18 protein-coding genes are annotated in these 20,310 nt (G+C 66.6%); 8 read left to right on the forward strand and 10 right to left on the reverse strand.

Annotated elements, in window-relative coordinates; translation table 11 throughout:
* Positions 1-328: 328 nt before the first annotated feature.
* The 3 genes from CHB77_RS09625 to CHB77_RS09635 all read right to left on the reverse strand — a co-directional run bounded on the left by CHB77_RS09625 (position 329) and on the right by CHB77_RS09635 (position 5,444).
* Entirely contained in the window at positions 329-2,125 is a 1,797-nt protein-coding gene (locus tag CHB77_RS09625) for a peroxidase family protein (RefSeq protein WP_089387991.1), read from the reverse strand.
* A gap of 282 nt (positions 2,126-2,407) precedes the next feature.
* The gene (locus CHB77_RS09630) at positions 2,408-3,403 is read right to left on the reverse strand and encodes a helix-turn-helix transcriptional regulator (protein WP_165456238.1); all 996 of its coding nucleotides are present in this window, start codon (positions 3,401-3,403) and stop codon (positions 2,408-2,410) included.
* 88 nt (positions 3,404-3,491) lie between these two features.
* Positions 3,492-5,444: a potassium transporter Kup gene (locus CHB77_RS09635; protein ID WP_089387993.1), complete on the reverse strand. Its 1,953-nt coding sequence runs from the start codon at positions 5,442-5,444 to the stop codon at positions 3,492-3,494.
* Positions 5,445-5,690: 246 nt separating this feature from the next.
* Here CHB77_RS09635 and CHB77_RS09640 point away from each other — a divergent pair, with 246 nt between their 5' ends.
* From CHB77_RS09640 to CHB77_RS09650, 3 genes are all read left to right on the forward strand, one after another.
* Positions 5,691-6,248 (forward strand): fasciclin domain-containing protein, encoded by a 558-nt coding sequence (locus CHB77_RS09640; RefSeq protein ID WP_089387994.1) that lies wholly within the window; start codon positions 5,691-5,693, stop codon positions 6,246-6,248.
* Positions 6,249-6,383: 135 nt separating this feature from the next.
* Positions 6,384-6,800: a CopG family transcriptional regulator gene (locus tag CHB77_RS09645; protein ID WP_089387995.1), complete on the forward strand. Its 417-nt coding sequence runs from the start codon at positions 6,384-6,386 to the stop codon at positions 6,798-6,800.
* Positions 6,801-6,821: 21 nt separating this feature from the next.
* Entirely contained in the window at positions 6,822-7,868 is a 1,047-nt protein-coding gene (locus CHB77_RS09650) for an extracellular catalytic domain type 1 short-chain-length polyhydroxyalkanoate depolymerase (RefSeq protein ID WP_089387996.1), read from the forward strand.
* Positions 7,869-7,898: 30 nt separating this feature from the next.
* Here the strand turns inward: CHB77_RS09650 and CHB77_RS09655 are convergent, their stop codons facing one another.
* From CHB77_RS09655 to CHB77_RS18780, 5 genes are all read right to left on the reverse strand, one after another.
* Positions 7,899-8,822: an NAD(P)/FAD-dependent oxidoreductase gene (locus CHB77_RS09655; RefSeq protein WP_089388055.1), complete on the reverse strand. Its 924-nt coding sequence runs from the start codon at positions 8,820-8,822 to the stop codon at positions 7,899-7,901.
* Between the two features lie 29 nt (positions 8,823-8,851).
* Entirely contained in the window at positions 8,852-10,432 is a 1,581-nt protein-coding gene (locus CHB77_RS09660) for an FAD-NAD(P)-binding protein (protein WP_089388056.1), read from the reverse strand.
* A 73-nt stretch (positions 10,433-10,505) separates the two neighbouring features.
* Positions 10,506-11,867, reverse strand: a complete 1,362-nt coding sequence (uvsE, locus tag CHB77_RS09665) for a UV DNA damage repair endonuclease UvsE (protein WP_207303030.1) — start codon at positions 11,865-11,867, stop codon at positions 10,506-10,508.
* Between the two features lie 48 nt (positions 11,868-11,915).
* Positions 11,916-12,626 carry an SHOCT domain-containing protein gene (locus CHB77_RS09670; RefSeq protein ID WP_089387997.1) on the reverse strand — a complete coding sequence of 237 codons (711 nt, stop codon included), beginning with the start codon at positions 12,624-12,626 and terminating at the stop codon, positions 11,916-11,918.
* Positions 12,627-12,821: 195 nt separating this feature from the next.
* Positions 12,822-12,950: a hypothetical protein gene (locus CHB77_RS18780; protein WP_278185013.1), complete on the reverse strand. Its 129-nt coding sequence runs from the start codon at positions 12,948-12,950 to the stop codon at positions 12,822-12,824.
* 9 nt (positions 12,951-12,959) lie between these two features.
* Between CHB77_RS18780 and CHB77_RS09675 the strand changes: the two genes are divergently transcribed.
* Positions 12,960-13,124, forward strand: a complete 165-nt coding sequence (locus tag CHB77_RS09675; protein ID WP_242626596.1) for a hypothetical protein — start codon at positions 12,960-12,962, stop codon at positions 13,122-13,124.
* A 26-nt stretch (positions 13,125-13,150) separates the two neighbouring features.
* Here CHB77_RS09675 and CHB77_RS09680 read toward each other — a convergent pair whose 3' ends face one another.
* Both CHB77_RS09680 and CHB77_RS09685 read right to left on the reverse strand, forming a co-directional pair.
* On the reverse strand, positions 13,151-14,050 hold the full coding sequence (locus tag CHB77_RS09680; RefSeq protein ID WP_089387998.1) for a GNAT family N-acetyltransferase: 900 nt from the start codon (positions 14,048-14,050) through the stop codon (positions 13,151-13,153).
* A 114-nt stretch (positions 14,051-14,164) separates the two neighbouring features.
* Complete coding sequence (locus tag CHB77_RS09685; protein ID WP_089387999.1) at positions 14,165-15,175, reverse strand: substrate-binding domain-containing protein; 1,011 nt, start codon at positions 15,173-15,175, stop codon at positions 14,165-14,167.
* A 155-nt stretch (positions 15,176-15,330) separates the two neighbouring features.
* Between CHB77_RS09685 and CHB77_RS09690 the strand changes: the two genes are divergently transcribed.
* The 4 genes from CHB77_RS09690 (at position 15,331) to ugpB (ending at position 20,292) form a co-directional block, all read left to right on the forward strand.
* On the forward strand, positions 15,331-16,674 hold the full coding sequence (locus CHB77_RS09690; RefSeq protein ID WP_165456237.1) for a uracil-xanthine permease family protein: 1,344 nt from the start codon (positions 15,331-15,333) through the stop codon (positions 16,672-16,674).
* The gene (locus CHB77_RS09695) at positions 16,671-18,068 is read left to right on the forward strand and encodes an amidohydrolase family protein (protein WP_089388001.1); all 1,398 of its coding nucleotides are present in this window, start codon (positions 16,671-16,673) and stop codon (positions 18,066-18,068) included. The genes CHB77_RS09690 and CHB77_RS09695 overlap by 4 nt, the downstream gene beginning before the upstream one ends.
* A complete protein-coding gene (locus CHB77_RS09700) occupies positions 18,065-18,775 on the forward strand; it encodes a sulfite exporter TauE/SafE family protein (RefSeq protein WP_089388002.1) in 711 nt (236 codons plus the stop codon). Before CHB77_RS09695 ends, CHB77_RS09700 begins: the two co-directional genes overlap by 4 nt.
* A gap of 203 nt (positions 18,776-18,978) precedes the next feature.
* The gene (gene ugpB, locus CHB77_RS09705; protein WP_089388003.1) at positions 18,979-20,292 is read left to right on the forward strand and encodes a sn-glycerol-3-phosphate ABC transporter substrate-binding protein UgpB; all 1,314 of its coding nucleotides are present in this window, start codon (positions 18,979-18,981) and stop codon (positions 20,290-20,292) included.
* Positions 20,293-20,310 lie beyond the last annotated feature (18 nt).

A 20,310-nucleotide genomic window follows, 5' to 3' on the forward strand; every position in this document is an offset into this window, starting at 1 on the left:
AGGATGATCGGTACAGGGGATACGCGTCCCGCCAGGGCGCGCGGGGGAAATGTCAGGTGATGCCGGACAAGGCAGGACTGCCGGGCTTTCGCCGGGACGGGTGCGACAGATTGGGCATGTCGATCCTGCAAGGCGGAAGGCTGGTCATGTCGCACCTGTCAGACGGCGTCAGTCAATCGAGGCTTGCCTGCATCAGGCAGGGGGCGAAATAGCACGGCTTTCACAGCCCGCCTAGGAAATTTCTACTTTAGATTGCAATTTGCATAAAAATTTCGCCTTTGGTCCCGCGCGGCATCCTCCGCCGCGCGGGATGTCCGCCGATGGCGTGTCAGGCCATCACAAGGGCAAAGCGCATCCATTTCTCCAGCGTGTCGACGGGCGATCCGTCCGGCATCCGCAGCGGGCTTTGCGCGGGTTCGAAACCGCGCGACAGGGCCGAATCGGGATCGGACAGCATCACGCCGATGAACGAACTGGCGACGATCCAGCTGCCCAGCTCGCCCAGGCGATTGCCGCCCCCCGCCTCGGCCTCGGCCAGGATATAGAACCACAACGGCGTCCGGCAATGCAGCGCCGATCCGGACCCCCTCAGGAAATCCCCCAGGTCGGGTTTGTCCCTGAGCGCCGTGGAAATGTCGCGGATGGGATCCGAGGTGACGGCGCCCTGTGCCTTCAGGTGGCGGTGCAGCGCCTGCCCGGTCGGCAACCGCAGCGATAGTCCCCGGCGCAGGTTGCGCCGCGCCAGATGCCGGAACAGCGCCTTCAGGTCCGGCGTCGCGGCATCGCCGCCTTCGTTCACCATGTCCCCCAGAGGCGGGGCCAGCACCGTGTCGATGGACCGCGCGGCGTGTTGCGACAGGCCATCGTCGAAATCGGTCTTGACGGTCAGGAAGCGCGGCCAGTCGATGATCCAGTTCGCGGGCAGCTTGGCCTTGGCGGGCGCGGCCGGGAACGGGCGGAAGCCGCCCCCGGCGGTGAAGCCGAACAGCAGGTTGAAAGGCGATTCCGGCAAAATCGCGCCGGGCCGCCCGAAGTTGGGGTTATAGTCGTAGATCCCCCGCACCATCGTGTGCCCGAACCGATAGGCGGCGGCCGAAAATTCCAGCGGCAGGACATTGCCCAGCGTGCGTTTGGGGTTGCGTGCATAGTAATCGTCGCGAAAGGCGAAAAAGGCCCGCGCGCGGTCGTCCAGGATGCGGTCCACCACCGCCGGGTCGCAGACGGCCCGCAGATAGACCTGAAGCGTCAGCCATTGATAATGCAACCGCACCAGATCGCGGGCGGACGAAAATTCGGCCACCCAGCCCGTGTCGCGGTCGTTCAGGAAATCCACGGCCCGGTTGTGAAAGCGCAGAAAGCTGAGATGGAACTGGGCGATGACCAGGTTTTCCTCGTTCCGCTTGTCGCCGATGATGGCGCGCTGCGGCAGGCTGGCCTCGAACGCGGCAAAGTCGGCGGGGGAAAGCTGGCCACGCGCGATGTCCAGATAGGCTTGGCGCACGCGGTCCTCGACCTGGGCGAACCGGGGCAGGTCGCGATGGGCGTCCAGACTGTCCGGCATCGGCTCGTTGTCGCCGCCGGTCAGGCAGGTGCCGACGCGCATCTTGGCGCGCAGCGTCGGGTGGCGCATTCCGGCGATGACGGCGGCCGCGTTGGCCGCCTGTTCCGGGGTCATGCCGGGACCGACGGGCAGCCCGCCGTAAACGCTGTCCAGATCGAACCGGGGCGTCCGGGCGTTCTTCAGCAGGCGTTCGATGTCCTCGGCTGCGATCAGGGGATGGCCCGTCGCGATGTCCGACAGGGCGGCATCGCGGTCGGTCCGGGCGGTCAGTTCGTGGTCCAGGAACTGCCCCCAATAGGTCATCACCGCGGGCAGCGTGGATTCGGTATTCTCGGGTTCGGTGTCGGGCACCATGCGCCGGGCCAGTTCGTCGAGATCGTCAAGGGCCGTGTCGGGCAGATAATCGTCGGCATTGCCCGAGGGTGGGAAAAGATAGCCGAAATCGGCCCGTTCGTCGGGGGCGACATCGCCATCGGCAGGCTGGCCCGCCTCGAGGCCCCCGGCGATGGGGGTCGCGCGCGGCGGTTCGACGGGACCGCCGTGGGATTGAACGAGAATCGTCATGTGACTTGGCTCCTATGTCTGATGGCACCCGTTTTCGGGATGCGTGAAAATTGGTGCTGCTGCCTGCGCGCCGCGTAGCCGGACAGGGAAATGGCCGTGCCCGCATCGGCCACGGTTTGTCGGATGGCAAAATGCCGCCCGCCGTCAGAAAAGAACGGTCTTCAATGTGTCAGATGATGAAAACCAAGGCATCGAACCCCTGACCGGAAAAACCTGCAACCCCTGCGATGTCTGGTGCAAACGGCACCGGCGTCGATGGTGCCATCGCTGGCGGGGCGCACATCACCCATTCGGGGGATGGGTCAGAATTCTGTGGCCGATGGCCGCCACGCGCCGGATCAGCTGCGTGCGGTTGCCGCAATCGGCCTTGTTCAGCAGGGACTTGACCTGAGAGTTGACGGTTTCGACCGACCGGTGCCTGCGGGCGGCGATCTGCCGGTTGGTCAGGCCGTCGGCCAGCAGGCACACCAGTTCGGATTCGGATCCCGTCAGCGACAGCCGTTCCGATACCGCGTCCAGGTCGATGTCGGCCTGGCAGGCAACGTCCAGGCAATAGATCGCGAAACCGTCGGCCCGCCCCTGCCCAAACCGATCGTGCGGCTGCAGCGGCGCCAGGTGGATGGCCAGTGCCATGCCCTCGTCGGCCGGGCAGCAGGCGGGCCGGGCGTCCTGCGCGACGGCCAGCGGTTGCGCCAGCTGCCGGCGGAACCAGGCTCGGTCCCGCGCCCGGCCCATGTCCAGGCGGTTGTCCGGCGACACGAGCATCAGCCCCGTGGCGGCCGCCAGGCGGCGGAATTCGGCGTTCTGCGCGACGATGGCGCGGTCCGGCCGGATGACGCAGACACCGATCCGCAGCCAGTCCAGCGACGCGGCAAGATCACGGGCGATCCCGCGAACCTCGGACACGACCTGGCCAAGCTCCAATGCTCTGGCGATATGGGGCAAAAGAACGTCCAGCCCGGCCTGGGCGGCGGCATCGATGCCGCCGCGGCGGCGCAGAAAGCGGACGACGACCCTGCTCCGGCCGTCGGACGCCACGGCGCCGGGCGGAGCTGTCCGTGCAAAGAGGATTCGGTCGGTTCCGCCACGATGTCCCAGGGGATCGTCGCGGTATCCGGGCGGCAGCACGATGCGCAGGTCGTCGTCGTCCCGTTCGACCAGCACCACCCGGCGGGAACCGACCAGCAAGGCCACCCGGCCAAGCACGGAATGCCATTGGCCGGGGTGGGAAACGGTGCCGTAGATGTCGGCGATCAGCCCTTGAATGTCGCTGTCCATGACAAAAGCGCCGCGGTTTGCCTGCGACACCCTAGCAGAAATTCGGGACTGCGGCCAATCGCGGCCGCCCGACGCCGCCGCCCCGGCGTCAGATGTTGATCTGTTGCCCCAGTTCGACCACCCGGTTCGACGGCAGGCGATAGAAGTTCGTGGGTTCGGACGCGCTGCGATACAGGTTCGCATACAGCCGGCCGGCCCAACGCGGCATCAGGTTGGCCTTGCCCGCCCGCAGCACACGGCGGTTCAGGAAATAGCTGGTGTTCATGATGTCCAGCTTTTGCCCGACCTTGCTGGCGCCGGCCAGGGCCTTGGGCACATTCGGCTGTTCCATGTAGCCGAACCGGCAGATGGTGCGCCAGAAATGCGGCGACAGCTGTTCGATCTGCAAGCGTTGGTCTTCGGGAACGCGAGGCGTCGTCCAGACCTCGACCTTGACGATGAAGTTGCGTTCATGGAGCACGCGGTTGTGCTTGAGGTTGTGCATCAGCGCGGCGGGCGACACCATCGGGTCGGCGGTCAGGAACACGGCGGTTCCGGGCACGATGGTCGGGGGCGATTTTTCCAGCTTTCCCACCAGCAGATCCAGGGGGATGCTGTCCGCCGACAGCTTGCGCTGAAGGATGATGGTGCCCCGTAGCCAGACCACCATGACGACGATCACAAGGCCCGAGAACAGCAGCGGGATATAGCCGCCGTCTACGACCTTGATAAGGTTGGCGGCAAAGAAGATCAGTTCGATCGCCAGGATCGGCAGCATGATCGCCAGAACCCAGATCCAGTTCCAGCCCCAGGCCCAGCGGAACACGATGATCGCCAGCAGGGACGTGATGACCATGTCCCCCGTGACCGCGATGCCATAGGCGCTTGCAAGATTGGCCGACGACCCGAAACCGATCACAAGCGCGCAGACGCCTGTCATCTGGATCATGTTGACCTTAGGCAGATAGACCTGTCCCCGTTGGGTGTTCGACGTGTGCTGGATTTCCAGACGGGGGAACAGGCCCAGCTGCACCGCCTGCTGGGCCACGGAAAACGCGCCGGAAATCACCGCCTGGCTGGCGATCACCGTGGCCAGCGTGGCCAGGATCACCAGGGGCAGCCGGAACCAGTCCGGCGCCAGCATGAAAAACGGATTGGACGCGGCCTGGGGGTCGGCCAGCACCAGGGCACCCTGCCCCAGATAGGACAGCGCCAGCGCCGGCAAGGCGATGGTGGTCCAGGCGATGCGGATCGGACGGCGGCCGAAATGGCCCATGTCGGCATACAGCGCCTCGGCCCCCGTCACCGCCAGAAACACCGACCCCAGCACCGGCAGCGCGCTGAAGCCGTTGTTTATCAGGAAATTCAAGGCGCGCACGGGGTTGAGTGCCTGGAGAATGCGCGCATCGTCAAGGATGTGGGATGCCCCAAGCACCCCCATGGTCCCGAACCAGGCCAGCATCACCGGCCCGAAGAACCGCGCCACCGCCTCGGTCCCGGTCCGTTGCACGGCAAACAGCACCACCACGATCAGCAGCGTCAGGGGCACCACCCAGGCCTCGAACGCGGGGGTCACGAGCTTCAGCCCCTCGACCGCGGACAGGACGGAAATGGCGGGGGTAATCATCGTGTCGCCGAAAAACAGCGACACGCCCACGATGCCCACCAGATACAGCCACCACGCCCGCCGGCGCAGCGCGCCCTGGGCCATGGCGACCAGCGACAGGGTTCCGCCTTCGCCATTGTTGTCGGCGCGCAGGATCAGGATGACGTATTTCACCGTGACGATCAGCATGACCGTCCAGAACAGCAGCGAGACAATGCCGATCACGGCGGTTTCGGGCAGGCCTTCCTCTTGCGCGTGGACCAGCGATTCGCGCAGCGCGTACAGGGGCGACGTGCCGATGTCGCCATAGACCACGCCCAGGCAGGCCAGGATCAGCCCCCGGGTCAGCGCCCCGTCCGGCCCGTGGGCACCGGGTTCCGCCGGGGACGGATCGGAAGGGCTGTTTCGGGATGGATCCGGATTCGGGTCTTGGGACGCGATTTCAGAAATGACCATGGCTCACGCACCGCCGACAATTCCAAGCCGCCTTGGTGGACCTTCTGCGGGCCTTTGGCAAGGCGAAGGACGCAGCGGAACGGGCGAAAGATCCGGGCGGCGCGCCCGGCGGGCAGGACGACCAGATCCGCCCCGCTGCGGCGGCGGCAAAAAAATCCGGCGCCCGGCTGAAACTTTCGCACCGCCGTCATCGTGCCTTCCTGCGTCCCTCGATCACGAGGAGGCTTTTTGGAGGAGAAGTGGAACATGATGACGATCTCCAAGGCGTTGGCCGCCGGATGTCTTGTGCTGGCATCGGTGGGCGCGGGCATGGCGCAGGACAACCCGATGGTGGGCGGGGCCGCGATGATGGCCGACAGGAACATCGTGGAAAACGCCGCGAATTCGGCCGATCACACCACGCTTGTGGCCGCCGTTCAGGCCGCCGGCCTGGCCGAGACGCTCCAGGGTGCGGGGCCGTTCACCGTCTTTGCCCCCGTCAACGCCGCGTTCGAGGCGCTGCCGCCCGGCACCGTCGACACGCTGCTGAAGCCTGAAAACAAGGACATGCTGACCAAGATCCTGACCTGCCATGTGGTTGGCACCAATGCCATGTCGGACGCCATCGCCACCATGATCGCCGACGAGGGCGGAAGTCATGTGGTCGAGACCCTTGGCGGTTGCAAGCTGACGGCCCAGGCATCCGGCGACACGATCACCCTTACCGACGAGAACGGCACAATGGCGACCGTCACCATCGCCGACGTGCGGCAGTCGAACGGCGTGATCCATGTCATCGACAAGGTGCTGCTGCCGAAAAGCTGATTTCGGCGATCCCTAACGGCGACAGGACGGCGATCCGGGCCACTGGCCTGGATCGCTTTTTGTTTGTCTGGGCGGCTTTCCCTTGCGAAGCACGGAATACCATCCATATAACATCCTTGTGGATGGAGAAACATTATGGCCGAACTGCGGACGCTGCGCGACAAGATGCCCGATACCGAAAAGATCACCATCAATCTGGGCTATGTCGATCTGGGCCGGATCGATCTTCTGGTGCAGGAAGGTTTCTATTCCAACCGCAGCGACTTCATCCGCACCGCGATCCGCAACGGGCTGGACAGCCATCGCGACGCCGTGGCCCGGTCGATCGAACGGCACACCATGGATCTGGGCCTGCGGGACTATAGCCGCGCCGAGCTTGAGAGGGTGCGGGACGCGGGCGAGGTTCTGCACGTCAAGGTCGTGGGCCTTGCGCGTCTGGCCCCCGACATCACGCCGGATCTTGCACGGGCCACCATCGCCTCGATGACGGTACTGGGCGGCCTGCAAGCCGCCCCCGAGGTCAGGAAAGCCCTGGCGGACCGTATTCTTTAACCACTTTCAAAGGACGATAGCATGAAGACCCTTGACGTCGGCGCCCTGCGCCAGGCGATGGAAAACCTGCGTTTCGACGGCGCGAACGATCTGGTGCAGCGGACCTTGGCGCGGCACGGGCTGGCCGTTCCGGACCAGATCCTGCCCGGCGCGGCCTTCCAGCCGCCCTTCACGGCGCCGGTGCCGGGCTTGGCCACTGATCCGGTGCCGTCCGGCGCCAGTTTCCAGGCCGACCGCTTTGCCTGCGCGGCGGGGGGGCGGGAATACCTGACCTATGTCCCGGCCTCGGTCCGCGATGGCGTCCAGGGCATGGTGGTGATGCTGCACGGCTGCACCCAGACCCATGCCGATTTCGCGCGCGGCACGGGCATGAACGCTTTGGCCGAGAAACATCGCCTGATCGTCGTCTATCCTCAGCAGGCGCGGGGCGACAACGCGCAGTCGTGCTGGAACTGGTTCAGCATCGGCGATCAGCGCCGGGGCCGGGGCGAACCCGAGATCATCGCCCAGATGGCGCTTGCGGTGGCGGGCCGCCACGCGGTGCCGCAGGATCGGATCTTTGTCGCGGGCCTGTCGGCCGGGGCGGCGATGGCGGTCATCCTGGGCCAGACTCATCCCGATGTCTTCGCCGCCGTCGGCGCCCATTCCGGGTTGCCTTTCGGAATCGCAAGGGACGTGCCTTCGGCCTTTGCGGCGATGAACGGCGCCGGCGCCGCCGACGGTCCACGGCGCCCCGACGCAAAGCCCACCCCGACCATCGTCTTTCACGGCAGCACGGACACAACCGTCCATCCCCGCAACAGCGACCGGATCGCCGCCGACATCCTGGCGGCAGGGCCGGACCAGACTGTCATCGACCGCCGGACCGGCAAGACCGGAACGCGCCCTTACCGATGCGACACCGCCGCCATGCCGGATGGCCGCATCCTGTCGGAACACTGGCTGATCGAGGGGCTGGGTCACGCCTGGTCCGGCGGCCAACCGGGCGGCAGCTATGCCGATCCCGCCGGCCCTGACGCAAGCGCGGAAATGCTGCGATTCTTTTTGTCCCAGCCGCGCGACGCCTGATGATGCGGGGCGGCGGTTCAGGCCGCCGCCTTACAGGCTGTCGGCCAGGCTGCGGCGTTCGGACAGCCGGATCAGGTTATGGACATGGGTGGCCGCGATTTCTCCCTGTGCCATGGCGACGGCGATCTGGTTCAGGCCGGTGACGACATCGCCGATGGCAAAGACCCGGTCGACCGATGTCTGCATGTGCGGATCGGTGGTGATGCGCCCGTCCTCGGCCAGATCGACGCCAAGGCCGCGGGCCAGGGCGTTCTGCGGATCGATGCCCAGACCCGAATAGACCGCCGCAAAGCGCCGCCAGCCGTCATCCACCCGGACGCCCACGCCGTCCGCGGCAAAATCCCAGGCCGTCACCCTGTCCGCTAGGATGCGCACCCCGGCATCGTCCAGCCTGGCCTGGATCGAGGCCTTGACGTCCAGCGGATCGCCCAGCGTCAACAGCGTGACGTCGGGGGTGTAATGGGACATGAACAGCGCCTCTCCGGCGGTGCAGTCCTTGGCGCCGATGATGGCGACAGGCTTGTCGATCAGCTCATAGGCGTCGCAGACCGGGCATTGCCGGATCAGCCCCTCGCGGATATGGCGGACGGGATCATCGACGGGCGGCATCCGGTCGCGCGATCCGGTGGCAAGGATGACGTGATCCGCCGCAAGCGTCCGGCCCGCCGCGATCCCGAAGGCCCCGTCCGGCAGGCGGTCGATCGCCGTCGCCTGTGCGGCAAGCGTCAGAACACCGAACCTGTCGGTTTGCTCGCGCATCCGCACCAGAAGATCCTCGCCCCGGATGCCGTCAGGATAACCCGGATGGTTGTGGGACCGGGGGATCAGCGCCGCCCGGCTGTCGCCGCCGTCGATCAGCACGACCCGCCGACGAAACCGCGCCAGATAGATCGCGGCCGTCATGCCCGCAGGTCCGCCGCCGATGATGGCGCAGTCAAACAAAGTGTCGGTCATCGCATCCTCATGCCCGATCGGTGCGCGCATCAGGATACCAGCCGCCTGCGCCGCCCCGTGGCAACCCCGTTGGCGATCGCCTCGGCAATGTCGGCGCAGGCGGTGATGCCCTGCACGAAAGGCCGGTCGTGCATCAGATAGGGGATCGATCCCAGGAAAACCCGCCCGGCGAAATCGTCGGGTCCGATCAGGCTGTAATCCCCCGCGACCTCGGGAATGTCCTGTCCCGCCGCCAGCAAGGCGCCGCGCAGGGTGGGAAAGGGCAGATCCTTGCTGGACAGGGGCTTTTGGCCGCGCGCATCGATGAAGACCTCAAAGACATGGGCCGCATCGCCGGTGCGGATCGCGGTCTGCGAACCATTGCGCGCAAGATCGTAATTGTCGCCAAGCGCCAGGACGGACAGGATGCCCGCGTCCCGCAGGGCCAGCAGGCGGCGGATCGATTCAGAGGGCACGGCGGCATAATTGTCCACAAAGACCTTTTTCAGACCCGCGTCGAACCGTTCCCGGTCAGCGTCGGACAGTTCGGGCACGATATCCTCGACCTTTTCGTGCATCCGCAGCAGGGCATAGCGCCACCCCACCGTGATGCGGTTGGCCTTGTTGTGTTCGACCTCGTGCAGGTTGCTGCGCGCCCAGCGGAAGGGATCGGCGGCCTCGCGCGCGGCGAAATAGGCAGGGGCAAAGCTGTCGGCGTCCAGTCCGCCCAGACCGATGCGCAGCGCGAAGGCCGGATCGGCCTGCATGATCTCGGCCCGCAGCAGGTCGAAGATCGCGTCAAGCGGCTGCGCTTGCGCCACGCAGGACGCCACGGCGGCATCGGTCATCACCGTCAGCGGCTCATAGGGAATCGGGCAATAGAAATCCGCCTCGGGCAGGATGCCCGACCGCGACATCAGCGTGATCTTCAGATCCGTGCCATTGTGATCGAAACGCAGCTCGTCGCCCTTGCGGCGGAACCGGCCATGCTGGTTGGCCACGGCCATCGCCGCGTCGATGGAACTGAGCGAGGTTCCCATGATCCCCACCGAAACCGCGGGGATCCGCGCTTCGATCAGACCGGACCAGGGGCTTGGGAAATAGGTGCGGGTCGCCTCGTCCTCGTCGGGGAAATCGTGGCCGGTGGCCAGGATCACGCGGTCGAAAGGGCCTTCGACCTGCCCGTCGGCGATATGCAGGCGCAGCCCGCCGGGACCGGGGGCGATGTCCACGATCTCGGTCGTTTCGCGGATGACGATCCGGTGGCCGGCGGTTTCGGCGGCGGCGACCAGCGACAAAAGCTGGTCGCGGTAATATTCCCCCAGCAGCAGGCGGGGGGTGAACTGGCGGTCGTCCAGATCCTCGGGGTCCAGACCATAGGATTGCAGCCGCGTGACCGGCTGATCCTCGAGCCAGTCCAGATAGGTGGTGACGACCGGCGGAATCTCGATGCTGGCGATGTTGGCCAGCATGGACTTGCTGGCGGTTTCCGGCGAATAGGGCATTCCGATCCCGGCCCGGTCGCCCTTTTCGAACAGCGTCACCTCCAACGGTTCACCCTTCGTTAGAAGCTGTTGAAAGGAATAGATGCCGGTCGGGCCGGTGCCGACGATCGCAATGCGCTTGTTCATGATGGTTCCATGCCGATATGCGCAGAAACGCAGGCCGTGACCGCCGGTTCCGGGACGGGCCGACACGATGCCGTCACTGTTTTCCGAACGCCTTAAGGTCGTCGTCGGGCGCCGCGTCCCCCTCTGCCGCCCCAGCATCGCCGGGCCGGGCGCCAAAGCGCGCCGCCACGTCGGGCGCATAGCGCAACAGGTCGGACCGCAGCCGCAGCAGGGCCAGATCCTTGGTCTTCGCCTCCAGCATCACGTCGAAGTCCAGGCCGGCCACGTCGCGCATGAAGGTCGCGAATTCGAAGGGATTGACGAAATCCGCATGTCCCGTCCAGACCGGCGGCAGCAGCACCGTCTTGACGCGCGACGCGGCCTTGACCACGCCCCTGGCGGGGGTGCCCGCGCCGTCCTTGTCCGCGACCTTGCGCTTGATTTCCCGCATCTCGGTCCGGGGGGACGAAAAGTGGATCTTGGGCCGCACCCCTTGCGGCCAGGACTCCACAAAGCGTTCGACCGTGGGGCGCAAGGCCAGCCCTTCGGGGTTCAGGCACCAGAAATGCTGGTAATCGAAGATCAGCGGCACCCCGCAACGGTCGTGGATCCACAGGACATCGGCGGCGGAAAAGCGGATATCGTCGTTTTCCAGAACCAGACGGCGCCGCACAGGTTCAGGGCACTGGTTGTAGCCGTCGATCCAGCGGGCGCGGCTTGCTTCTCGGTCGTCATAAACGCCGCCGACATGCGTGACCAGCACAGCTTCGGGCCCCATGCCCATGCGATCCAGCATCTCTGCCTGGGACGCCAGATCCCAGATGCTTTTCGCGGTCAGCGCGGGATCGGGGCTGTTCAGCAGCACGAATTGCGACGGATGAAACGACAGCCGCATGTCCAGGCCGCGTGCCTTGGCCCCAAGCGCGGCAAGGTCCGCGTCGCTCTCGGCCACCATGCCGTGAAACTGGGGCATGTCGGGATGGGTGGCATAGGGGGCCAGATCCGACGACATGCGATACATGTCCACGCCGATCCGGACCAGATAATCCAGGATCGCGTCCACATGTTCCAGCGAGGTCTTCAGATGCGGGCTCTGCTGCCAGCGGCGGGTGTCATTGCTTTTCAGATCCGGGCGCCCCATCACCTTGACGGGAAAGCCGAGGCGCAGCGGGCGCGGGTGCGTGGCAGCGGTCATGGGGGCAAGGTCTCCTCGGGAAAGCCGATGCGGGCGGCAAAGCCGTTCCAGTGATCCGGCCGCAGCGCGCCCCGGCGGCCTGCGCACGGCCGCTGGTATATTCCGCGCCCGCGCCGGGGGGCGGTGTCCGGCCAGATAGGCGATCAGGTCGGCCCCGGTCGCGGTGGGCGCGGCGAAATGGATCCAGCCGGGCCGATCGCCGGTGTTCACGGCCAGCACGATCTTGTTTTTGAACCGCCTGCGCCGGGCCTGGGCGATCAACGGATGGATCTGGCAGGGCGACGAAAACCGGATCAGCGCCGCGCCGTCTCAAAGCCGTTTCAACATATCGGCCTTTTTCGCGTCGAATTCCGCCTGGGTCAGGATGCCCCGCGACAGCATGTCGTGCAGCCGTTCGATGGTGGCGGGGATCGTCCCATCCTGCGATTGCGGATCGCGTGGCGGGGGATCAGCCTGCCGGCGTTCGGCATCGTTCAGGTCCACCCGCGCCAGGCTTGCCAGCGATACCGGCCCGTGCTGGCTGGCAAAATGCACCAAGCGGCCGCCGTCCTGCCGCTGGGACGCGCCGCCGATCCGATGGTCCCCGGTGTCATAAACCGTCAACTGGCCGTCCTGCCGCACGGCCAGACGGCGCGTTTCAGCAAAGACGGCGTAATCCATGCCGTTCTGCGATCCGCTGGACGACGGCACGCCCAGTTCCTGCGGCCATGCCGACGCACCGGAACCATCGTCCGCATCGGACGAACGGCGGGCCTGCGCCGCCGTCTGCGCCAGTCCCGTAAGATCCCGGATCAATCCGTCCACGCGGGCTTTCAACGCGGTGTCGAACATCGCGCCGATCATCAGCATTCCGCCGCCCGACCATTGCCCCATGCCGCCGAATTCCGGATGGTCGAACTGCGCCTGCCTGCCGTGGCCGGCCATCAGCGATGCCAGCATCGTTCGGGCCGCCCCAGGGGTGAAGCCGTGCTTGCGGGCTATGTCCTCAAGCCCGGCGGGCGTGTCGTTGTCAGGCTGCATCTCGACCTCATCGAATCCGATCCCGGCGGCATGTGCCGTGGTTCCCCTATCAAGACCAAGGCCCCTTGGCCGGTTCCCCGGATCCGGCGTGAAGCACACGTCGTTTCCCGGACGGTGCGGGGATGCTGCGGCCATCCATCGGGCGTTCCGCCGCGGCAATTCCAGGCGGCTGTTCCCCGGTTCCGGCGGCGGGTCTTACAGCCCGCCGAAATGGAAGGCCTTGGTTTCCAGGTATTCCTCGATCCCGTCCTGCGCGCCTTCGCGGCCCACCCCCGAGGCCTTGACGCCGACCGAGAGTTGGACGGCCTGGGCTATTCCGGCCACGGCGCGCAGATGTCCACCCTGATCGGACAGGTGCTGGCGGATCTGGCCATGGGGCGGCGGGATACCAACCCGCTGGACGGCCTGGACTGGCCCGCGATTCCGGCCCACAGCGGCAAGCCGTGGTTCCTGCCGCTGGTGGGGCTGTGGTTCGGGCTGAAGGACCGCCTGTCCTAAGGGGCGGCACGAGGGAAGCAGGCCCCCTAGCCCAGCGAATGCGAGGCAAGGCCATAGGTCACGGCCCCGGCCGTCGCGCGGCGGGGCGGGCCGATGCGCATTTCCGTGATCGTGTCAAAGGCCGCCAGGCCGGCATCGGCCAGAAAGCCCAGGAACACCTCGCTGTCCACCGGCGTATCCAGGCGGACAAAGGTTCCGGCATTGGCCCGGATCAGCGGGGCGGTTAGGGCCATCGCCATCGCGTCGTCCTCGGCCACGACCGGGCCGATGACCACGCCCCGGCCGAATTCGCGTTGCAGGGCAAAGCCGCGCACCGCCCCGTCGCGCAGCGCGACCGTACCCGTCGACAAGGGCAGCAGGGCATCCAGAATCCGCCGCCGCCGCGCGCCATAGGCCGCCTGGTCCAGGTCGCGCAGCGCCGCCTGATCGGTGGGGCGCAGGTCGCGGATCCCGGCGCCTGATGCCGGGCCGGTCCCGATGGGCCGCGCGATACCCTGCTGCTGATGGATGACGGCGACGGGCAGAAACCCGGCCGCGGCATAAAGACGGTATCCCGACCGGGTCGCGCTCAGCCGCAGGTCGCGGCCCGCGCAATCGGCCAGCACGCGCTGCAACAGCCACTTGCCCGCGCCCCGCGCCTGCAACCGCGGCACCGTCACCATCATCCCCAGCATGGCGAAATCGTCGCCCATCGGAAAATACATGGCCGATCCGACCGGGCGCCCGATCTCGTCCATGGCAAGATAGCCCTGGCCCAGCGACAGGAACAGATCCAGGTCATGCGCCCGATGCGGCCACAGCACCCCCACCGTCAATTCGTGCAGCAGCCTTCGCTGCGCCAGCCCAAGCGGCTGGGCCAGGGTGTCATAGGCGTCGATGCGCAATCGGGGCAAGGGATCGGCGGCCTGCCCTGTTTCCTGATCCATCGCCACGCGCTCCCTTGTCGGACAGGGGCAGTATGGACGGGGGGCGAACCTATTTGATGCCGTATCGCCGGGGGTCCGGCGAATATTATTGCGTCTGCCGTCGGGCCGTCCAGCCTAGGATCGGTCGGAACTGCGGCCCGAGGACTGTCGCGCGACCAGATCGGGCGGGTCGGCGACGGCCTGTCCGTTCCTGCCGCCGATCCGATCCAGCAGCAGTTGAACCGCCCGTTCCGCCGTCGCGGGCAGATGCAGATCGACCGCTGTCAGCGGCGGAACCGACAGCTTGGCCCGAAGACCGTCATAGCGGGTCGCAAGGCGCAGGCGGTCGGGCATCGCGCGCCCAAGATCATGGGCCGCGCGGACGGCGCCGCTGGCAAAGGCGTCGATGGCCGCATAGATGCCGTCGATGCGCGGGTCCGCCTGAATCAGTCGGCGGGTTTCGCGGCAGGCCAGATCCTCGCCTTCGGCCTCGTCCAGCCTGACCAGGATCGGCGGATGGCCCTGGGCCTTGGCAAAGTCCAGATAGGCCGCCTCGGCCTCGATCTGGCTGGTCCGGGGGGTGGAACCGATCAGCGCCGCGATCCGGGACGATCCCTGCCGGGCCAGGTGATCCAGCAGCAGCGCCGTCGTTTCGCCCGACCGGATGTCCACTGCGGGAATGTCGGGGCGGTCTGGCACCGTTCCGATGGATACCACCGGCGTCTTGCGCCGCTCGAAATGGGCGACCAGCGGATCGTCGCGCGCAGGCTCGACCAGGATCACGCCGTCAAAGCTGGTGGCGCCACAGCTTTGCGCCGCCGGATGGGGCGGGATCAGGCACAGCGCCAGGTCGCGGGTCAGCGCCGACATCGCCGCCGAGGCCGCGATCTCCATCAGGAACCCCAGACGCGACGGACCCGCCGCCACTGCGAAGGGCATCGACGACGCCAAGGCGATCACCCCGGTCCGCCCGCTGCGCAGGGCACGGGCCATGTGGCTGGGATGATAGCCCATCTGGTCGGCAAGCGCCTGAATCCGCTTGCGGGTTTCGGGTTCCACAGGACGGCGCCCGCTGAAGGCATGGGATACGGTCGTGACCGACACCCCGGCCGCCCTTGCCAGATCGGAAATGGTGGGCTTGGTCACGGTCCCCTCGTCGCACCTGTGTCCGCCAACCCTAGCAAGATAGCGCCAATCTTTGCAACAAAACGATTTGCGAGAATCAGCAAGCATGGTATGACGCCCGTTAGCAAAACGATTTGCAGAAGCAGACACGCATTCTTGAAACAGGGAAAAACGACATGCCGACAGCGATGGACCACCGCCCGCCTTCCGATCCCGCCGATGAAAGATTGCCGCTGAAGGATCTGGTCCTTTACGGTTTCCAGCATGTGCTGGTGATGGCGGCCTCGCCGATCACGGCTGTCTTTCTGGTGGCGCAGACGCTGGGCTTCGATGCCGCCCTGACGGTGTCGATCATCAGCGCGACCTTCCTGGTCTGCGGGCTGGGGACGATCCTGCAAAGCTTCGGCCCTGCGGGACTGGGCGCAAGGCTGCCCTTCATCATGGTACCCGGCGGCGCCCCCATCGCGATCTTCCTGGCCATCGCCACCCAGACCGACGTGCAGACGGCGGTGGGCGCGGTGCTGATGACCGGGGCGTTCTATTTCCTGGCTCTGCCGGTGTTCCGGCGCCTGCTGCGGTTCTTTCCGCCGATCGTGGTCGGCACCATGCTGCTGCTGGTGGCGGTGAACCTGGTCAAGATCTATGGCGGCACGATCACCGGCCGGCCCGGCAGCGACAATTTCGCCGATCCCGTCAATGTCGGGCTGGCTTTGGCGACCATCGCCCTGACGGTGATCTTTTCGCGCGTATTCACCGGCACGTTGCAGCGCGTGTCGGTCATGCTGGGGCTGATCGCGGGCACGCTGCTGGCGGCGGCCCTGGGCAGGCTGGACGTGTCGGGCGTGATGCAGGGATCGCTGATCGCCGTGCCGCAGCTGTTCCCCTTCGGGCTGCCGAAATTCGACATCATCGCGTCCCTGCCGCTGATCGTCTTTTCCATCATCTCGATGGCCGAGGCGACGGGCCAGACCATCGCCACGGCCGAGATCGTGGACCGCAAGGGCGACGCCCATGCCATCGTGCCCCGCACCATCCGCGGCGACGCGGTGGCGTCGGTGGTCGGCGGCCTGTTCGGAACTTCTCTGATTATCACCTCGGGCGAGAACGTGGGCATCGTGCGCGCCACCGGCGTCCGGTCGCGCTATGTGACGGCGATGGCCGGGGTGATCCTGGTCGTCATCGCGCTGCTGGGGCCGGTGTCGCGTCTGGCCAGCGTTCTGCCCGGCGCGGTTGTCGGCGGCACGGCCGTCATCGTCTTTTCCATCATCGGCGTGATCGGCATCCACATGCTGTCGCGCGTCGATCTGCGCGAACACGGGGCGATGTTCACGCTGGCCTCGGGCCTGGCCATGGGGCTGATGCCGATCCTGGTGCCCGGCGTGTACAGCCAGTTTCCGCAATGGTCGCAGATGATCCTGGGCAACGGCCTGGCGATGGGCACGATCACGGCGGCGGTGGTGAATGCCTTCTTCCAGTTCAACGCCCCGAAACCCCTTGACGTGCCGGGGCACGCCCGATGACCGATTTCCGCCAGACCTTCGCCGCGACCGACAACCTGATCGTCGCGCCGGGCCGCCTGCTGCTGGACAGCGGCCCGCAGCCCGGCATGGCGGCGCTGTTGCGGAACGGCAGCTTTGCGGACATCGGCGCCATGGCGGATCTGCGCGCCCGCCATCCGGCTGCGCGGCGTGTGGAACTGCCGGATCACCTGATGATGCCGGGCTTCATCGACAGCCACACCCATCTGACGCAGTCGCTGGGCAAGTCGCTGGTCTTCGGAGAGCCGTCCGAGATCTTCCGCCGCATCTGGGTGCCGCTGGAAGGCAGCCTTGACGAGCACATGGTGTATCTGTCGTCCAAACTTGCGGCGCTCGAATGCCTGCGCGGCGGGTTTACTGCGGCCGTGGATGCGGGCACCCGCTCGGCCGGTCATATCGGCCGGCTGGTCGATGCCGCCCGCGAAACCGGGCTGCGGCTGGTCGTGGCGCAGATCTGCAACGACCTTGGCGGCGCGGCCGTGGTTCCCAACCGCGCTACGATCCTTCAGGCGGCTGAGACGCATCTGGCCGCCTATCAGGGGGATCCGCTGATCCACCCGTCACTGGCGATTTCGATCCCCGAGGTGGCCAGCGACGCGATGCTGCGCGACATCGCGGCCATGGCGGGCGCGGCGGGCGCGGTCTTCCAGATCCATGTGAACGAGCATCTGGTGGCCGTGGAACGGTCGCTGGTGGCCCATGGCCGTCGGCCGCTGGAACATCTGGCCCAGGTCGGCGCGCTTGGGCCGCAGACGCTGATCGCGCATTCCACGCTGGTCACGCCGTCCGAACTGAACCTGCTGCGCGATACCGGGGCGGCGGTGGCCTATAACCCCGTCGCCTCGGTCTGGAAGGGGAACGCGGTGGCCCCGGCCTTGCAGATGCAGGCGCTTGGCATCCGGTTCGGCCTGGGCACGGACGGCACGCGCGCCGACGGGTTCCGGCTGATGGACGCGGCGGAAACCATGCAGCGTGCGGGATATGGCCTGGCTGCGGGCGACAGTTCCTGCGGCGGAGGCTGGCTGTGGCTGGATGCGGCCACGCGGATGGCGGCGGATGCCAGCGGGCTGGCGGGGGTGACGGGCCGCATCGCGCCGGGGTTGGCCGCCGATTTCCTGCTGGTCGATCTGGACCGGCCGGAATTCACGCCCTCGCACGACCTGGCCTGGGAACTGGTTCGCTATGGCAACCGCGACCAGATCGACGCGGTGTTCACCGACGGCCGGTTGCGGATGGTGCAGGGCTGGCCGGTCGATTGGGACGCCCGCGCGCTGATGGCGCAGGTCCGCGAACAGGCGTCCCCGGCCATCGCCAAGGCTCCGATCCAGCGCATCCATCCCACCGCCGACAGCCTGATGGCAACGAGGCCCGCGTGACCCCTGCAATCTTCATGGCCCTGTCGCTGCTGGTCGCCGCCGCCGCCTTTGTCCAGGGGGCGGTCGGCATCGGCTTTGCGCTGATCGTGGCGCCGGTCTTTGGCTTTGTCGATGCCACCTACCTGCCGGTCACGCTGCTGATCCTGATGCTGCCGCTCAATGCCCTGGTGGCCTGGAGAGAGCGGCACGCGATCGACCGGCAGGGGGCGGGCTGGATCACGGCGGGCCGCTTTGTGGGCACCTTCCTGGGCATGGCGGTCCTCATCGCGCTGTCGGTGCGCCAACTGGAAATCGCGGTGGGCCTTCTGACCGTCCTGGCCGCCGGGGTGGCGCTGCTGTCGCCGCCCTTCGATCCCTCGCCCCCGGCCTCGGTCGGGGTGGGGCTGTTCACCGGCGTGACCGAAACCGCCACCGGCATCGGCGGGCCGCCCCTGGCGCTTTTGTACCAGCACGCGCCCGGACCGATCCTGCGGTCCACCGTCGCAACCTGCTTTCTGGTGGGCGAGGTGATCTCGCTGGGGATCCTGCTGATCGCCGGGCGCATCGGCCAGGACCAGATGCTGGCGGCCTTGTACCTGATCCCCGCCGTGCTGGTCGGCACCGCGCTGTCGCGGGTCGTCCATGCGCGCGTCAACGGGCCGGGATTGCGCCTTGCCGTCCTGATCTTTTCCATCGTCAGCGGCGCGGCGCTGATCCTCAAGGGCTAGCGCGCGACCGGGCGGTCATCGGCTCGGCTTTCGCGGACCGGGAAGACTTTGTCCTGGGGACATTATCCTGATTTCCAGGCCTGCGTGGCGTCATTGACCGTTTGGTCAAACAGTGTCACCTTCCCGTCAGGAAAGTGTTGCGTTCGCGTCATCCAGGCGCGCTAGGCCCGTCCGCGAACCGCAACCCTGAAGGGGAGGACCATATGAAATACCTATTCACCGCATCTGCGGTGGCGCTGCTTGCGTCGCTGTCGGCAGCAAACGCGCAGACTGAAATCCAGTGGTGGCACGCCATGGGCGGCGAACTGGGCGCCAAGCTGGAGGAAATCACCAAGGGTTTCAACGACAGCCAGGACGAATACACCGTGGTGCCGTCCTACAAGGGCACCTATCCCGAAACCATGACCGCCGCGATCGCGGCCTTCCGCGCGCAGCAGCAGCCGGCCATCGTCCAGGTGTTCGAGGTTGGCACCGGCACCATGATGGCCGCCAAGGGCGCCATCGTTCCGGTCCATCAGCTGATGGCTGACCAGGGCGCGGCCTTCGATCCCGCCGCCTATCTGCCTGCCGTCGTCGGATACTATACCGACACCGAGGGCAACATGCTGTCGATGCCCTTCAACAGCTCGACCCCGATCGTCTATTACAACAAGACGGTGTTCGAAAAGGCGGGCCTTGATCCGAACACCCCGCCCAAGACCTGGGCCGAGCTTGAGGAGTTCAGCAAAACGATCCGCGATACCGGCGCGGCCACCTGCGGCTTCACGACCCAGTGGGTAAGCTGGATCCAGACCGAGAACCTGTCGGCCTGGCACAACCAGCCCATCGGCACCGAACAGAACGGCTTTGGCGGCACCGCCGCGCGGCTGACGCTGAACGGCCCGGTCCAGGTCAAGCACTGGGAAAACCTCAAGCGCATGGCCGACGAGGGGGTCTTCAAGTATGGCGGCCCGGTCGGCGGCGACAATGCGGCGCCGATGTTTTATTCGCAGGAATGCGCCATGTACATGGGCAGCTCGGCCAGCCGCGCGGGCGTGATCGCCAACGCCAAGGATTTCGAACTGGGCTATGGGATGCTGCCTTATTACGACGATGTCGAAGGCGCGCCGCAGAATTCGATCATCGGCGGGGCCACGCTGTGGGTGCTGTCGGGCCGCCCGGACGAGGAATACGCGGGCGTCGCGAAGTTCTTCGAATACCTGTCCTCGCCCGAGGTGCAGGCCGACTGGGCGTCCTTCTCGGGCTATCTGCCGATCACCCAGGCGGCGATGGACCAGATGGCGGACTATTATGCGGAAAACCCCGGCGCCGACACCGGCATCAAGCAGATCACGCTGAACGAGCCGACCGAGAATTCCAAGGGCCTGCGGTTCGGCAACTATGTCCAGATTCGCGGCATCATCGACGAGGAGTTCGAGCAGCTTCTGGCCGGATCCAAGGATGCCCAGGGCGCGCTTGACGCCGTGGTCGAACGCGGCAATGCGCTGATCGAGGAATTCGAGGCGCAGAACCAGTAGGATCTGCCGGGGCCGCGC

Source organism: Paracoccus sediminis (genome assembly GCF_900188295.1).
Lineage (GTDB): Bacteria > Pseudomonadota > Alphaproteobacteria > Rhodobacterales > Rhodobacteraceae > Paracoccus > Paracoccus sediminis.

Coding starts and splice junctions, on each gene's coding strand:
- CHB77_RS09630 (WP_165456238.1), bottom strand. CDS start 3,403: ATGGACAGCGACATTCAAGGGCTGATCGCCGACATCTACGGCACCGTT.
- CHB77_RS09690 (WP_165456237.1), top strand. CDS start 15,331: ATGCCGACAGCGATGGACCACCGCCCGCCTTCCGATCCCGCCGATGAA.
- CHB77_RS09660 (WP_089388056.1), bottom strand. CDS start 10,432: ATGAACAAGCGCATTGCGATCGTCGGCACCGGCCCGACCGGCATCTAT.
- CHB77_RS09695 (WP_089388001.1), top strand. CDS start 16,671: ATGACCGATTTCCGCCAGACCTTCGCCGCGACCGACAACCTGATCGTC.
- CHB77_RS09635 (WP_089387993.1), bottom strand. CDS start 5,444: ATGGTCATTTCTGAAATCGCGTCCCAAGACCCGAATCCGGATCCATCC.
- CHB77_RS09625 (WP_089387991.1), bottom strand. CDS start 2,125: ATGACGATTCTCGTTCAATCCCACGGCGGTCCCGTCGAACCGCCGCGC.
- CHB77_RS09655 (WP_089388055.1), bottom strand. CDS start 8,822: ATGACCGACACTTTGTTTGACTGCGCCATCATCGGCGGCGGACCTGCG.
- CHB77_RS09675 (WP_242626596.1), top strand. CDS start 12,960: ATGTCCACCCTGATCGGACAGGTGCTGGCGGATCTGGCCATGGGGCGG.
- CHB77_RS09650 (WP_089387996.1), top strand. CDS start 6,822: ATGAAGACCCTTGACGTCGGCGCCCTGCGCCAGGCGATGGAAAACCTG.
- CHB77_RS09640 (WP_089387994.1), top strand. CDS start 5,691: ATGATGACGATCTCCAAGGCGTTGGCCGCCGGATGTCTTGTGCTGGCA.
- CHB77_RS09645 (WP_089387995.1), top strand. CDS start 6,384: ATGGCCGAACTGCGGACGCTGCGCGACAAGATGCCCGATACCGAAAAG.
- CHB77_RS09670 (WP_089387997.1), bottom strand. CDS start 12,626: ATGCAGCCTGACAACGACACGCCCGCCGGGCTTGAGGACATAGCCCGC.
- ugpB (WP_089388003.1), top strand. CDS start 18,979: ATGAAATACCTATTCACCGCATCTGCGGTGGCGCTGCTTGCGTCGCTG.
- CHB77_RS09680 (WP_089387998.1), bottom strand. CDS start 14,050: ATGGATCAGGAAACAGGGCAGGCCGCCGATCCCTTGCCCCGATTGCGC.